The sequence below is a fragment of the Enterococcus sp. DIV0691 genome (assembly GCF_051711145.1).
GTDB lineage: Bacteria > Bacillota > Bacilli > Lactobacillales > Enterococcaceae > Enterococcus_B > Enterococcus_B hirae.
Map to the genome: position 1 here is coordinate 1,699,925 of NZ_JBIOLY010000001.1, position 14,734 is coordinate 1,714,658.

The window sequence follows — 14,734 nt, forward strand, 5'->3', positions numbered from 1 at the left end:
TCCCCCTACTCTGACGCCTTTAATTCAAGAATCATATCCCGTACATTTGCGGCTGTCTCGAAATCTAATGCTTTAGCAGCATCTTTCATTTCTTTTTCTAATTTCATTAATAATGTAGCTTTTTCTTCTCTTGTCATTTCTTCATAGGATACTTGAACCGTTTCTTTTGCATCATCTTCGGATTCTTTCGTGATGGAAATCAAATCACGGATCTCTTTGATGATCGTTTTCGGCACGATACCATGCTCTTGATTATATTGTTCTTGGATACTACGTCGTCTAGCAGTTTCATCGATAGCCTTGCGCATCGAATCAGTCACTTTGTCCGCATACATAATCACTTTTCCTTCTGCATTCCGTGCTGCACGTCCAATCGTCTGTACTAAAGAACGTTCGCTCCGTAAAAAGCCTTCTTTATCTGCATCCAAAATCGCTACTAGCGAAACTTCCGGTACATCAAGTCCTTCACGTAACAAGTTGATTCCTACAAGTACATCGAATTCACCTAAACGAAGATCACGAATGATTTCGGTACGCTCTAATGTTTTGATATCACTATGCAGATATTTTACTTTGATTCCTAATTCTTTAAAATAATCAGTCAAATCTTCAGACATTTTCTTTGTCAATGTAGTTACAAACACGCGCTGATCTTTTTCAACTCGTTCATTGATTTCTCCTACCAGATCATCAATTTGCCCCATGATCGGCCGCACTTCGATGATTGGATCTAGTAACCCAGTTGGTCGGATGATCTGTTGAATCACTGTATCCGTTTGTTCATACTCATATGGACCAGGCGTAGCAGATACATAAACGATTTGATTCACGTGCTTTTCAAACTCTTCTAATCGTAACGGACGATTGTCTAATGCCGATGGTAAACGAAAACCATAATCGACTAACATCTGTTTTCTTGCGCGGTCACCATTGTACATTCCCCGAATTTGCGGCATTGTCACATGCGATTCATCAATAATCATTAATGAATCTTCGGGAAAGAAATCAAGTAACGTGTATGGTGGCTCGCCTTCTTTTCGTCCATCCATGTGTCGCGAATAATTTTCGATCCCAGATGTATAACCCATTTCTAACATCATTTCAATATCATAGTTCGTTCGTTGTTCTAGCCGTTGAGCCTCTAACAATTTATTCTCATTCCGCAAAACTGTCAAACGTTGTTCCAGTTCCGCTTTGATATTTGCAACCGCATGTTCCATGTGTTCATCATTTGTAACAAAGTGAGTCGCTGGAAATATCGCCACATGCTCAGTTTCTCCCAAGACCTCACCAGTCAACGCATTGACTTCACGAATCCTTTCGACCTCATCACCAAAAAATTCAACACGCAACGCACGTTCATCCCGACTGGCTGGGAAAATCTCCACAACGTCCCCACGTACTCGAAAACGACCACGTTGAAAATCAATATCGTTGCGCTCAAATTGGATACTAACTAAATCACGAATCAATTGATTACGATCAAGCTCAGCTCCTTGTCTAATTGAAACGACTTGTTTTTGATACTCAAAAGGTGAACCTAAACCAAAGATGCAAGAAACAGAAGCAATCACGATCACGTCATTTCGTTCTAATAACGAACTGGTTGCCGAATGTCGTAATTTATCAATTTCATCATTGACACTAGAATCCTTTTCAATATAAGTATCACTTGAAGGGACATAAGCTTCAGGTTGATAATAATCGTAATAAGATACAAAATATTCAACTGCATTATTGGGGAAAAATTCTTTGAACTCCCCATATAATTGTCCAGCTAATGTTTTATTGTGGGCAATAATCAATGTTGGCTTATTCACTTTTTCAATCAAATTCGAAACGGTGTACGTCTTCCCTGTACCAGTTGCTCCTAAAAGTATCTGAGCTTTTTTTCCACCAACTACCCCATCAACTAACTGTGTAATGGCTTCGGGTTGATCTCCTGCTGGTTGATATTTTGACACCAACTCAAAGTGTCGGGAGGTATCTCTTTCTATCATATTTCATCCTCCTTTTCATTCTTTCCTCTTCATTTTACGACCACAAAAAAGAAAAGGAAAGCAAAGGCATTCCTTGTTGATTTATTATACCACACCGAACATACTTTCGCTACTTTTGAGTTTTTTCTTTTCTACTATATTATAATTATATAAATTCATACATGTATTAAGTAGTAAATTAGGCAGCAAAATTATATATCAATAATGTCCCTTAAGTAATTATTTATCTTACGGCAGATTCCTCTCTACATTCATTATGTTACATTTTATAACATAGATTGTTACAAAATGACATTTTTTTTATTTTTTTCAGCAACTCAGCTTGTATCTATTATTAGTTTTCGCATATAATAGGAAAATATGAAAAGTTATTGAAATTTTAGGAGGTTAATTATGAAAAAAAAGCATTTGCTTCATACGATTATTTTCATAATGACAGGACTTGTCACATTTGCGCTTAGCAATCCTGTACAAGCTGACGATAAAACTACTGCTGACTCAAGTACGAGCGAGACGATGCAAAAAATAGAACCTAAGAAAGAGACGTATGTCATTGCCAGCGATTCAGCTTTTGCACCTTTCGAGTTTCAAAACGCTGAAGGCAAATACGAGGGAATTGATGTTGGATTAATGGAGGCAATCTCCAAACTGCAAGGATTTAACCTACGTATGGATTATCGTGGTTTCTCTGCTGCGCTACAAGCGTTAGAATCTGGTCAAGCAGATGGAATGATCGCAGGAATGACTGTGACCGATGAACGAAAAAAAAGCTATGATTTCTCAGATCCTTATTTTGAAAGCGGGATTCAAATCGCTGTCAAAAAAGGAGACAATTCAATCAAGTCCTATGAAGACCTAAAAGGAAAAACAGTAGGTGCCAAAGTTGGAACTGAAAGTGCTGATTTTTTAAATGCCCACGAAGACCAGTACGGCTATACCATCAAGTACTTCGATTCTGCAGATCAGTTATATGACGGATTGAGAGTTGGCGCAATTGACGCCATGATGGACGACTACCCTGTTATCGGCTATGCAATTAAAAACAATCAACAATTAGAAACACCGATTGCTAAAGAATCTGGTGGTAAATACGCTTTTGCTGTGAAAAAAGGCCAAAATCCTGAACTATTACAAATGTTCAACGAAGGTCTAAAAGAATTAAAACGAACTGGCGAATACGATAAAATCATCAACAAATATATCTCAACAGATAATACGCCTACTAAAGACAGCAAAGATGAATCTACACTAACTGGTCTATTACAAAACAACTACAAAGTTTTACTAAAAGGTTTATGGCAAACGATCTTATTAACTTTAATTTCATTCGCCTTGGCATTAGTTGTTGGTGTTATCTTTGGTTTATTCAGCGTAGCGCCAATCAGAGCCCTACGAACAATTGCAAGTATTTATGTCGATGTCATCCGCGGTATTCCAATGATGGTTCTTGCATTCTTCATCTTCTTTGGATTACCAGGTATCGTCGGATTTACTATTCCCGACTTCATTGCCGGGATTATCACACTAACTTTGAACGCCAGCGCTTATATCGCAGAAATCGTTCGTGGTGGGATCAAAGCTGTGCCAGTTGGTCAAATGGAAGCTTCTCGCAGTTTAGGACTTTCATATAATCGAACCATGCAAAAAATCATCTTACCACAAGCAATCAAGATCATGTTGCCATCTTTCGTGAACCAATTCGTTATCTCATTGAAAGATACAACAATCATCTCAGCGATCGGTGTGGTAGAGTTACTGCAAACTGGTAAAATTATCGTTGCACGTACGACACAAAGTACGTACGTCTATCTAATTATTGCTATCATGTATTTGATCCTCATTACTATTCTGACAAAATTAGCAAAAGTTTTAGAAAAGAAGGTGAAATAAGATGGCTGAAAAAATTCTAGTTGAACATCTTGTAAAAAAATACGGTGAAAATACCGTTTTAAATGATATCAATGTTTCAATCAACGAAGGTGACGTTGTTTGTATCATCGGTCCTTCCGGTTCAGGAAAAAGTACCTTCCTACGTTGTTTAAACCGTTTAGAAGAGCCTTCAGACGGCGAAATCATCATTGATGGGGCCCACTTAATGGACAAAAACACCGATATCAATTTGGTAAGACAACACATTGGAATGGTATTCCAACATTTTAATCTATTCCCACATCTTTCAGTGCTAGAAAACATTACATTAGCACCTATGGATTTGAAAAAAGAATCAAAAGAAGCCGCTGAAAAGAAAGCAATCAAATTGCTACAAACCGTCGGCCTTGAAGATAAAAAAGACATGTATCCAGAAATGCTTTCTGGTGGACAAAAACAACGGGTCGCTATCGCTCGTGCTCTAGCGATGAATCCTGATATCATGCTCTTCGACGAACCAACTTCTGCACTAGACCCGGAAATGGTCGGAGATGTCTTGAACGTCATGAAAAAATTAGCTAAGCAAGGGATGACGATGGTTATCGTTACACACGAAATGGGCTTTGCTAAAGAAGTTGCCAATCGTGTCATGTTTATTGATGGAGGGAATTTCCTAGAAGATGGCACACCACAACAAATCTTTGAAAATCCACAAAATGAACGAACAAAAGATTTTCTAGATAAAGTACTAGATATTTAACCTTAAGATGATGAAATTGTTAAAGACCGTTGCAAAAGGATGCCTATCCCTTGCAACGGTCTTTATTTTAAAAACATTTATAAAATTGACAAAAAAAACACTTACTTCCTTTTTGTCCTCTTCTTTCGTCCCTGCTTTAATTATTTGTTTGCCACTTTCTCCTGTCTAAATAAAAAAAGCAAATCAATAAGAGGCTGGCGATTCTCCAGCAATTAGATGTTGGTCTAACTGCCAGAGACACTAACTGAATTTATTGATTTGCTTTTCTTTTATTTTCTTTTCTTACCGCCAAAGGCATCTTTCACTTTATCAAAGAAGCCATCTTCTTGTTGTTCCTCTACTTTGATGCCGCCAGCTTCAGCAAAAGCACGCAATGCTTCACGTTGCTGTTCATTTAAGTTCTTCGGCGTGATCAACTTCACTTTCACATGTTGATCCCCAGTAGCTCCACCACGAAGTTTAGGCGCTCCTTTGCCACGTAAACGGAAATTCGTTCCTGTTTGCGTACCTGCCGGAATTTTAAGTTTGACATCTCCATGAACGGTTGGCACTTTTACTTCATCACCTAAAGCAGCTTGTACAAAACTCAATGGCAATTCGTAATAGATCTCTGAACCATCACGATCGAAAATATCACTTTCTTCCACACGGAATACAACATATAGATCACCAAATGGTCCGCCGTTTTCTCCAGCTTCACCTTGACCTGCCAGACGCATTTGTTGTCCTTCTTCTACACCTGCTGGTACATTCACCTTAACAGAATGTGCTTTCTTTTCATGACCAGAACCATGACAAGTTGGACAAGGATCTTTGATTTCTTTACCAGTACCATGACAAACGTCACAAGTTTGACGACTCATCACACGGCCAAGTGGCGTTTGACGTTCCACATTGATTGTCCCTGATCCATGACACTTATGACAAGTTGTTGGTTGCGTTCCAGGTTTCGCACCATTTCCATGGCAAGTATGACAAATTTCTTCTCGGTTATACTTGATTTCTTTTTCTACGCCAAAAATCGCTTCTTCAAAAGAAAGATCGATCGTATACTGTAAATCCGCACCCTGTCTTGGCGCATTAGGGTCTACCGTACGACCGCCACCGCCAAAGAATGAATCAAAGATATCTTCGAAGCCGCCAAAACCGCCACCCGAAAAGCCGCCAAAACCACCAAAGCCGCCACCGGCTCCACCAGCGCCATAGTTTGGATCGGTACCTGCGTGTCCATATTGATCATAAGCTGCCCGTTTTTGCGGGTCACTTAAAATTTCATAAGCTTCTGATACTTCTTTGAATTTTTCTTCTGCATCAGCTTCTTTATTGATATCTGGATGATATTTTTTTGATAGCTTTCGATAAGCTTTTTTAATTTCATCTTCAGAAGCTCCTTTCGAGAGCCCTAAGACTTCATAATAATCACGTTTTGTTGCCATAGGCTTTCCTCCTATTGGTTCTCATCATTTCCACGTCGCTTGTTATCATATCATACTTTTACGAAAACAAAAACTGCTACTTTCAAGTATTTAAAAAAGGAAGCTAGTTTAAGGCTCATACCTAAGTCAAGTTTTCCAAATTGAAGAAAGAATGTTCCTCAAATCTTATCTTATGACCAGATCGAACTACCTCAAAGCAACAGCTATTGTCCAAGAAATTCTCCCATTGTTCTTATGACTTCTGTTATTCAACAGGCATAATCATGCACATCAAATCTCCAAACAATAAGGTCTCTATTTTGCGCATCATTCTTGAAAGTGAACGCCTACTAACCTTTTAGACCACTCTAAATGTAGCACTATCGGAAAATAATCCGAAGAATCTCGAAAATATGAGAATCTATTTTCGCATTCTTCGGATTATTTCTTAGAGCTGATCTCTTTTGCTAAACCTTCTTTCAAGCATTGGCACTAAAAACGAATGGTAAAGTAAATTGTTGTATAAACTTCGATTCACTCGTCTTTTAGATCCTGCTTAATATTGTTTAACAACGTATTCAAAAAGTTGTATTGTATGATAACAGTCCCAGCTAGAGAAGGGGAAAACCTTCTCTACTGAAACTTGTCATTTCTACTAAACAGCTAACGATTATTTAATGAGATTATTTTTTGTCGTCTCCGTCGACTTCTTCAAAGTCAGCGTCTACTACATCATCTGCACCTGTTTGCGCTGCTTCTGGATTTTCTTGTGCTTGTTGTTGCGCAGCTTGTTCATACAATTTAACTGTCAAATTTTGCACGATTTCATTCAATGCATCACGTTTTGTTTTCATTTCTTCGATATTGTTTGCTTCAACAGCAGCTTTCAATTCATCGCGAGCTTCTTCCGCTTTTTTCACTTCTTCTGCGTCAACTTTACCTTCTAATTCTTTTAGTGTTTTGTCAACTGAGAATAGTAAAGCATCAATATCGTTACGTAAATCCACTTCTTCTTTACGTGCTTTATCTGCTTCTGCATTCGCTTCTGCATCTTTTACCATGCGTTCGATTTCATCATCAGTTAGACCTGAAGAAGATTTAATCGTGATTTTTTGTTCTTTTTGTGTACCTAGGTCTTTAGCAGAAACATTCACGATACCATTTTTATCAATGTCAAAAGTAACTTCGATTTGTGGCACACCACGTGGTGCTGCAGGAATATCTGTTAATTGGAATCTTCCTAACGTTTTGTTGTCAGCAGCCATCGGACGTTCACCTTGCAAGACATGGATATCTACAGCAGGTTGATTATCTGCAGCCGTTGAGAACACTTGTGATTTACTTGTAGGGATCGTTGTGTTTCGATCAATTAATTTAGTAAAGACGCCACCCATTGTTTCAATACCTAATGATAACGGAGTAACATCAAGTAACACAACGTCTTTGACATCACCTGTGATAACCCCACCTTGGATAGCAGCACCCATCGCTACTACTTCATCTGGGTTTACAGATTTGTTTGGTTCTTTTCCAGTTTCTTTTCTTACTGCTTCAACAACTGCAGGAATACGTGTTGAACCACCAACTAAGATAACTTCATCAATTTCAGATTGTGATAAACCAGCATCTTTCAAGGCTTGTCGTACTGGAATTTTTGTACGCTCTACTAAATCAGCGGTTAATTCATCAAATTTCGCACGAGTCAATGTCATTTCTAAGTGAAGAGGACCTGCTTCGCCAGCTGTGATGAACGGTAAGCTGATTTGTGTGCTTGATACTCCAGATAAATCTTTTTTCGCTTTTTCTGCAGCATCTTTCAAACGTTGCAATGCCATTTTATCTTGTGATAAATCAATGCCGTTTTCTTTTTTGAACTCAGCTACCATGTGATCAATGATTTTGTTATCAAAGTCATCCCCACCTAGATGGTTATCTCCAGCTGTTGATAGTACATCAAATACGCCATCACCTAATTCAAGGATAGATACGTCGAACGTACCACCACCAAGGTCAAATACTAGGATTTTTTCATCGCGGTCTGTTTTATCCAAGCCATAAGCAAGCGCTGCAGCAGTTGGTTCATTTACAATACGTTCAACTTCTAAGCCAGCAATTTTACCAGCATCTTTTGTTGCTTGACGTTGTGCATCATTGAAGTAAGCAGGCACAGTAATAACTGCTTTTTCAACTTTTTCACCTAGATAGTCTTCAGCGAATCCTTTGATATATTGAAGGATCATTGCAGAGATTTCTTGTGGTGTATATGATTTTCCTTCTACTTCTACTTTATAGCCTGGTTCACCGATATGGCGTTTGATCGATGAAATCGTATTTGGATTAGTTACTGCTTGACGTTTAGCAACTTCACCCACTTGAATTTCCCCATTTTTAAATGAGACAACAGAAGGAGTTGTACGGTTACCTTCTGGATTTGCAATAATTTTTGCTTCGTTTCCTTCTAAAACAGCTACTGCTGAATTGGTTGTACCTAAGTCAATACCGATAATTTTACTCATAATTAACGTCTCCTTATCTTAGTTAATTTTATATCATGACATTATTGCGCAACAATAACCATTGTTGGTCTTAATACGCGGTCATGTAATTTGTAACCTTCTTGTAGTACTTCGACGATTGTGTCAGCTGGAAGTTCCTCAGTCGCTGGCACGGTTTGTACAGCTTGATGGAGGTTCGGATCAAAAGCCTCTCCTTTTGCTGGGATTTTTTCGATTCCTTCTTCTTTAAGTGCTTGTTTCAAGCTTTCTAGTACCATTTCGACACCTTTTTTCAAACTTGCACCCTGATCATCAGCCACATCTGTAGCCAAAGCACGCTCTAAGTTATCAATTGAAGGTAATAATTTTTTAGCAAGATCTTGTGAACGATATTTTTGTAATTGTTCACGCTCATTTTTACTTCGATTTGCAATATTTGCAATCTCAGCTCGAGCACGTAAATATTTATCTTCCAACTCTTCCATTTCAGCCTTTAAATTTAAACGCTCAAATTCTTCAGCTTCTACGTCAGAGACACCTGAGTCTTCCGTCGCTTCCGTATCGATTTCCGTATCTTCTTGAATATCCGCTACGTCTTTTTCTAACTCTTCTTTTTTTTCTTTCACAAGACACACTCCTTTTCGTTAATCAGTCAGTGATTCGTTTTCATGCTAAGATCCAGTCAAATCAATTGATCGATAATAATCAGCAAGCTTGTTCGCTAATTCTTGACGATAGACATCTACCAGACCCAGCATTTTTGAATAAGGCATACTGGTTGGTCCTAACAAGGCTATTGTACCTCGACCGTGTCCAGCAATCTCGTAACTTGCTTGGATCATGCTCATATTTTGTAAAAGCTCATTTCCTAATTCAGATCCAATTTTGATGTGGATGTTACTATCCGTTGGGACGATCATTTGGGTTAATTCATAAGTATCTGTCATAAACGAAAACATCGATTTGAACTGCTCCAGATCTTGGTGGAGTTCATAATCTAGTAGATTCATTTGCCCACTTACATAAATTTTGTCTTCAAACGCATGTCCGAGTATCGTATCAAAAAGATTTGATATCCCTTCAGTTGTCTGAAAATATCTATGCAAAATCATTGGAATCTCTGTCCGCAATTTATGATAGACAGTCATCAATGGATCTCCCACCAATCGTTCATTGACAATGCGAACAATTTTTTCTAAATCTTGGCTTCCTAGATTTTCAGGAAGTGTAAAAACTTGGCTTTCTACATTTCCTTTATCGGTTACTACAATCGCAATCACTTGACGACTATTTAAAGGAACGATACGAAAACCAGTCAAACGGCGGTCTTTAATTTCTGGGCCTAACGAGAAGGTTGTGTAACTAGTCAGCTCGGATAAAATCTCAGCAGATTGTTGAATAATCTCGTTAATTTCATGAAATTCTTTGCTTAAAGACAGCCGAATCTGCTGCAGATCATCATTGGTTACACGAGCAGGTTTTAGCAAATGATCCACATAATGCCGATAACCTAATGCTGAAGGAATCCTTCCTGATGAAGAATGAGTTTTAAGTAACAACCCAGCATCTTCTAAGGCTTTCATGTCATTACGGATCGTTGCTGAGCTCGCCTTGACTCCATCTTCCATTAAGGTTTTGGAGCCGACGGGTATACCGCTACTCGTATAGTTTTGGATGATCAGACGTAAAATCTCACTTTGTCTTTGTGTTAACATCTTCTTCACCTCTCATTAGCACTCATATCTTCTAAGTGCTAACCCACTTACTAATATAGCAAGAAGCGCATAGTGTGTCAAGAAAAAGAACACCACTTTTAGCACTCTCATTTAACGAGTGCTAAAAGCGGCATTCTCTGATAAATACATTGATAGATCAACACTAAAGATAAATAGGTTTCTTAATACCTTCCATTATTTAATCGATCTATAAAGAAATTTAAAGGTTTTATTGACCTCTCACAACTATTTTTCAAGCAAGAAACGTTCAAATACTTCATTTCCTAGAAAAGTTCCTTTTGGCGTTAAATAAATTCGATCGGATTCATTGACCAATAATCCTTCTTTTTCTAAATCTGTCAAAACCTTTGAATAAAGCGATTCGATTGTTTGCTGATAACGTTCGTAAAAATGTCGTTTGGAAATTCCTATCTTTTTCCTTAACCCAAGAAACATTTCTTCCTCGATTTGATTTTCTCTTAAAAGTACTTCAGTTTCCAAAACAGGGAGTTCTCCTACTCTTAATGGACGTAAATAATGTTGAATCGGTCCCTTATTACGGTATCGTTTATTCCCAAGATATCCACTTGCACCTGCGCCAAAGCCGAAATAATGATCATTATTCCAATACATCAAATTGTGTTTTGATTCATGCCCCTCCAACCCAAAATTACTGATCTCATATTGATGACGTCCCTTTTTTTCCATTGCTTGTATGGTTTCTTCAAACATCCGCGTTTCGGTTTCTTGATCAGGCAGTTCTAAACGCCCTTGCCGCACCCAATTCATAAACATCGTTTTATTTTCTAAAATCAATGAATACAATGAATAATGGGGCAAATCAAGTGCAAGTGCTTGATTCAATGTCTCTCGATAGCCCTCTAACGTTTGTCCAGGTAACGCATAAATCAGATCAATACTCACATTCGTAAAGTTTTCTTCTTCTAAAAAACGCATTGTTTGGTAAACATCCTCTGCGGTATGTTTCCGCCCAATTTTTTTCAGCAACCGATTATCAAAAGTTTGCACCCCCATTGATAAACGATTCACTCCATAATTTTTCATGACCTGAAGCTTTTCTTTCGTTAGATCTCCAGGATTCGCTTCAACCGTAAATTCTTTTCCTTCTTTAAAAGGCAATATTTCCCTAGCGCCTGCTAACAAACGATCCAATTGCACTGCAGTCAAAGACGTAGGTGTCCCACCACCAACATACAGTGTTTCTAATTCTTTTACAGGATGTTGTTCAAGTGTGATTTCCATTTCTTTTAGAAGCATCTCGACATATTCATCTACGGGTTGACCTTCTAAAAATACTTTATTAAAGTCACAGTAATAACAGATATGCTCACAAAACGGGATATGGATATACGCAGAAACCTTTTGTTCTGCGGGATTGGTTGTTTCATTCATTAAACTAAATTCTCCTTACGTCGAAAAGTCGTACCTGTTTTCGACCACTCTTATAAAAGCATACTAACTGTATTTTCCAAACAAATCCACTAAAAAATCCAAGAATCGACTTCTTGGATTCGTTTTTCTTTGGTTGTATTGGTTACTTGGTTATAAATTTCTAAAGTTGTTTTCATGTTGGAATGACCCACTCGCTCCATGATCACTTTGATCGGAACGCCTGCTTCTGCCAATAAAGAGATATGAGTGTAATAGTAAAGACAGTAATGTTTATACAGTGACTAATCAAAAAAGACCAGGCACATGGTAATTCAACAAGCATCTCCTCAATTGCTGAACTTATTAGCTATTTCATTCTGTCTTTTATGTTGTATGTACGTTTTAAATCTAATTCTTTTAATCATTCTTTTCTTTAGGTTTATCCATTTGAAAAACTCTGCATCACTTGATACAACCTCTGGGGGTTTACACACTTTTTTATAGACTACCTTTCAAAAGTTGACTCTCGTTTAGTTCTTGAAAATTCTTTGTTATTTTTTATAGCAGTATTTGTTAGTTTTTCTGAAAGAGTAGGTTTCATTGACTGGTCTCTTTTATTTCTTCTGTTATTAGATTGTTCAAAGTTATTAATGAGTTTATTGTATTCATCAGTATACTTTGTTGCTAACGAGGGGCTTAATTTTCCTTCTTTTACAAGCAACTCTATACAATTTTTCTCATTAATTATTGCATATTGAATATTCGTTTTTTCACACTTTAATGTTGGAAGGATAATATTCTCAAAAATATTAAGATTTTTTTCTGTCTGCTGAATATCACTAGGAGACATTTTCTTATTCGAGCGTAACTGTAAATGGAACTCATTAATTTGTTCACGTAAATATTTTATATTTTTAGTTGCCATGTTGAAATTGTTTGAAAGATCTTCAAATCTTATTGCTATAGATTCTTCTTGTGGAGAAAGAGTAGGTAGCGCTGTTGTAGGTTTATTCGTTATTTCAGGCATACTTATCGTTGTTTTATAAGTGCTACCCAAATGGGTTCCTTTTGATTTTGTAGACTCTTGTGAAAAAATAGTAGGACTTTCTGTTTCAAGAGAATGCACAGCAGGGGTTCTCAGGTAGTTTATCTCATTTTTTAGGAATCTTGTTAGCTTTCTACAATTCGCTAAAAAACTATTGGCCTCCCTTTTTTTGTTTTTTAGATTGTCTAAGTCCATTATGTAACGAAACTCATATTCTTCTACTTCTGTTCTATTCTCTATTCCATCATTTTTTAAATATTTTTCAAGCGATTCCAACTTCTGTTCTGTCTTATTCACAAAAGTTTTTAAATCATTCCTCACAAGACGTAATTCTTTGCATAATTCTTCAGACTGCTCACGGTATGATTTTAATAGATTAATTTCTGCAGGTTTTTCAGTAATATATCCGTTTAAGAGTTTGATAAATTCTGACTCTTTTTCCACTAGTTGATAAATTGCTCCGTCATGAGCTTTTTGATCCTCGAGATGCTTTGAAAATTCTACATCAATTTCTTTTGATTGTTTAGATTTTTGAGCTGAATAGGGGTTTGGATCATCGACTTGCATTTCGTCTAATAGTCTTGAGGTTTGGTCAGTGTTCATCACATTATTGTGTTTCGAGTGTCGAACTTTGTGTGGATGAATGTCATCATTTTTTTTAGATTTTTTAGATTTTTTTTTATATATTTGAGCTGAATAGGGGTGTCTTGGATCATCTCTTTGCATTTCGTCTAGTAGTCTTGAGGTTTGGTCAGCGTTCATCCCATTGTTGTATTTCGAGTGTTGAACTTCGTGTGGATGAATGTCATCAGATAAAAAATTAATTCTACCCAAGTTTTCTACATACGGATTTCGTTCTAATTCCCTTCCTTGATTTTGGTGTCCTAAACTACGAGCTTCATTTGCTATGCTCGCCACACCAAGAGCTGCAGTAATCAGTTTACCTATTTTCATATAGTATCCATCTCCTTTTCATTTAATGCTTTTTACTTATCCTATGGAAAGTAAAAAGCTAGACAAAAAACACAACAACTATAAAATCTATGCCAAACAAAGAAAATGCTTTCTAGTCGTCGCAAATGTAGAGTACCACAACGACAATTTAATGCCATAAAAAGTTTCATTTGGATGTGAGACATTATCTTTAACACATTTTAATAGTCACAGTCATATCTACGTTTAAGATATGACCTTGTTCAAACCATTTTTATCCACATTAACTAATTTTTATTATTTACTGCTTATCCCATTAACTATGTACTTCATCATTTCTTTTGTTTTTTGGCCAACAATTGTTTAACCAATCAGCGATAATTCTGTTGTCTTTTTTTCATGATTTTATGTAACAATTTCTTTATTGCTTATGATTATAACGATGTTTTTTTAATGGCTTACGATTATTTCATATCCCCAAGCATTGAGAACAAGTATTACAATTCTCACATAAATAGGAAAACGATAAATAATAAATATGTTAATCAATTCAAAAATCACTAGTAATATTAAATATTGAACAAATAGCCATATTTTAGATAAATAATTCATATAAAACACCAGCCAATCAAGATTTCTTTACTTTATTGGCAGCGTACACTTATGATTACTCAACAATCAATATTCGAACCCCTTTTCATCCTGGTTGTTTATTTACACGAATAATCATTCTTTTACTTGTATGAATCGTAGTTCCGATAGAACCAGTAATAGCTTGAGCTATCCTAAACCTACATAATGTACAATCACTGCAAGCCCAACAGTTTTTGCAGTAGTCGCAACATAAGAGTTCAAATAAATATCTTTTGTTTCGTTATTGAAATTAAATACTTTATTTACCCTAGCCCTAAGTAGCTCTTTTCTTCTTTGTAATGCTATTTCGCTAGCAGTAAAAATTGTATATGGATCAATTCCTTATTGTTTCAAAATAGTGATTAAATCGTCAATATTTAAATTAAATAATTGCCTGAATCCTTCAGTAAGCTTTTATTCAGTAATAGTTCTGTCTATTGATTGATTCAACGAAATTTCTGTATTTTCATTAGCAAA

General features: G+C 36.7%; 10 protein-coding genes. 2 read left to right on the plus strand and 8 right to left on the minus strand.

Annotation, left to right across the window (positions count from 1 at the left end; all coding sequences use genetic code 11):
* Positions 1-5: 5 nt before the first annotated feature.
* Positions 6-2,000 (minus strand): excinuclease ABC subunit UvrB, encoded by a 1,995-nt coding sequence (gene uvrB, locus IGJ11_RS07585; RefSeq protein ID WP_034698271.1) that lies wholly within the window; start codon positions 1,998-2,000, stop codon positions 6-8.
* Between the two features lie 393 nt (positions 2,001-2,393).
* Here uvrB and IGJ11_RS07590 point away from each other — a divergent pair, with 393 nt between their 5' ends.
* Together IGJ11_RS07590 and IGJ11_RS07595 are read left to right on the plus strand one after the other, a co-directional pair.
* Positions 2,394-3,890, plus strand: coding sequence for an amino acid ABC transporter substrate-binding protein/permease (locus IGJ11_RS07590; protein WP_207431974.1), 1,497 nt, complete (start codon positions 2,394-2,396; stop codon positions 3,888-3,890).
* Position 3,891: 1 nt separating this feature from the next.
* Complete coding sequence (locus IGJ11_RS07595) at positions 3,892-4,629, plus strand: amino acid ABC transporter ATP-binding protein (protein WP_010718943.1); 738 nt, start codon at positions 3,892-3,894, stop codon at positions 4,627-4,629.
* A 269-nt stretch (positions 4,630-4,898) separates the two neighbouring features.
* On the opposite strand, the gene dnaJ is transcribed toward IGJ11_RS07595, so the two are convergent.
* From dnaJ to IGJ11_RS07630, 7 genes are all read right to left on the minus strand, one after another.
* A complete protein-coding gene (dnaJ, locus tag IGJ11_RS07600) occupies positions 4,899-6,065 on the minus strand; it encodes a molecular chaperone DnaJ (protein WP_010718942.1) in 1,167 nt (388 codons plus the stop codon).
* Between the two features lie 662 nt (positions 6,066-6,727).
* Positions 6,728-8,560, minus strand: a complete 1,833-nt coding sequence (gene dnaK / locus IGJ11_RS07605) for a molecular chaperone DnaK (protein WP_010718941.1) — start codon at positions 8,558-8,560, stop codon at positions 6,728-6,730.
* A gap of 41 nt (positions 8,561-8,601) precedes the next feature.
* Positions 8,602-9,165 carry a nucleotide exchange factor GrpE gene (gene grpE, locus IGJ11_RS07610; protein ID WP_010718940.1) on the minus strand — a complete coding sequence of 188 codons (564 nt, stop codon included), beginning with the start codon at positions 9,163-9,165 and terminating at the stop codon, positions 8,602-8,604.
* A gap of 45 nt (positions 9,166-9,210) precedes the next feature.
* On the minus strand, positions 9,211-10,254 hold the full coding sequence (gene hrcA / locus IGJ11_RS07615) for a heat-inducible transcriptional repressor HrcA (RefSeq protein ID WP_010718939.1): 1,044 nt from the start codon (positions 10,252-10,254) through the stop codon (positions 9,211-9,213).
* Positions 10,255-10,500: 246 nt separating this feature from the next.
* A complete protein-coding gene (gene hemW, locus IGJ11_RS07620; RefSeq protein ID WP_207431970.1) occupies positions 10,501-11,667 on the minus strand; it encodes a radical SAM family heme chaperone HemW in 1,167 nt (388 codons plus the stop codon).
* 89 nt (positions 11,668-11,756) lie between these two features.
* Complete coding sequence (locus IGJ11_RS07625) at positions 11,757-11,900, minus strand: tyrosine-type recombinase/integrase (protein ID WP_242697152.1); 144 nt, start codon at positions 11,898-11,900, stop codon at positions 11,757-11,759.
* 251 nt (positions 11,901-12,151) lie between these two features.
* On the minus strand, positions 12,152-13,645 hold the full coding sequence (locus tag IGJ11_RS07630) for a hypothetical protein (protein WP_251849158.1): 1,494 nt from the start codon (positions 13,643-13,645) through the stop codon (positions 12,152-12,154).
* Between the last annotated feature and the right edge of the window lie 1,089 nt (positions 13,646-14,734).

Coding starts and splice junctions, on each gene's coding strand:
- uvrB (WP_034698271.1), bottom strand. CDS start 2,000: ATGATAGAAAGAGATACCTCCCGACACTTTGAGTTGGTGTCAAAATAT.
- IGJ11_RS07590 (WP_207431974.1), top strand. CDS start 2,394: ATGAAAAAAAAGCATTTGCTTCATACGATTATTTTCATAATGACAGGA.
- IGJ11_RS07595 (WP_010718943.1), top strand. CDS start 3,892: ATGGCTGAAAAAATTCTAGTTGAACATCTTGTAAAAAAATACGGTGAA.
- dnaJ (WP_010718942.1), bottom strand. CDS start 6,065: ATGGCAACAAAACGTGATTATTATGAAGTCTTAGGGCTCTCGAAAGGA.
- dnaK (WP_010718941.1), bottom strand. CDS start 8,560: ATGAGTAAAATTATCGGTATTGACTTAGGTACAACCAATTCAGCAGTA.
- hrcA (WP_010718939.1), bottom strand. CDS start 10,254: ATGTTAACACAAAGACAAAGTGAGATTTTACGTCTGATCATCCAAAAC.
- hemW (WP_207431970.1), bottom strand. CDS start 11,667: ATGAATGAAACAACCAATCCCGCAGAACAAAAGGTTTCTGCGTATATC.
- IGJ11_RS07630 (WP_251849158.1), bottom strand. CDS start 13,645: ATGAAAATAGGTAAACTGATTACTGCAGCTCTTGGTGTGGCGAGCATA.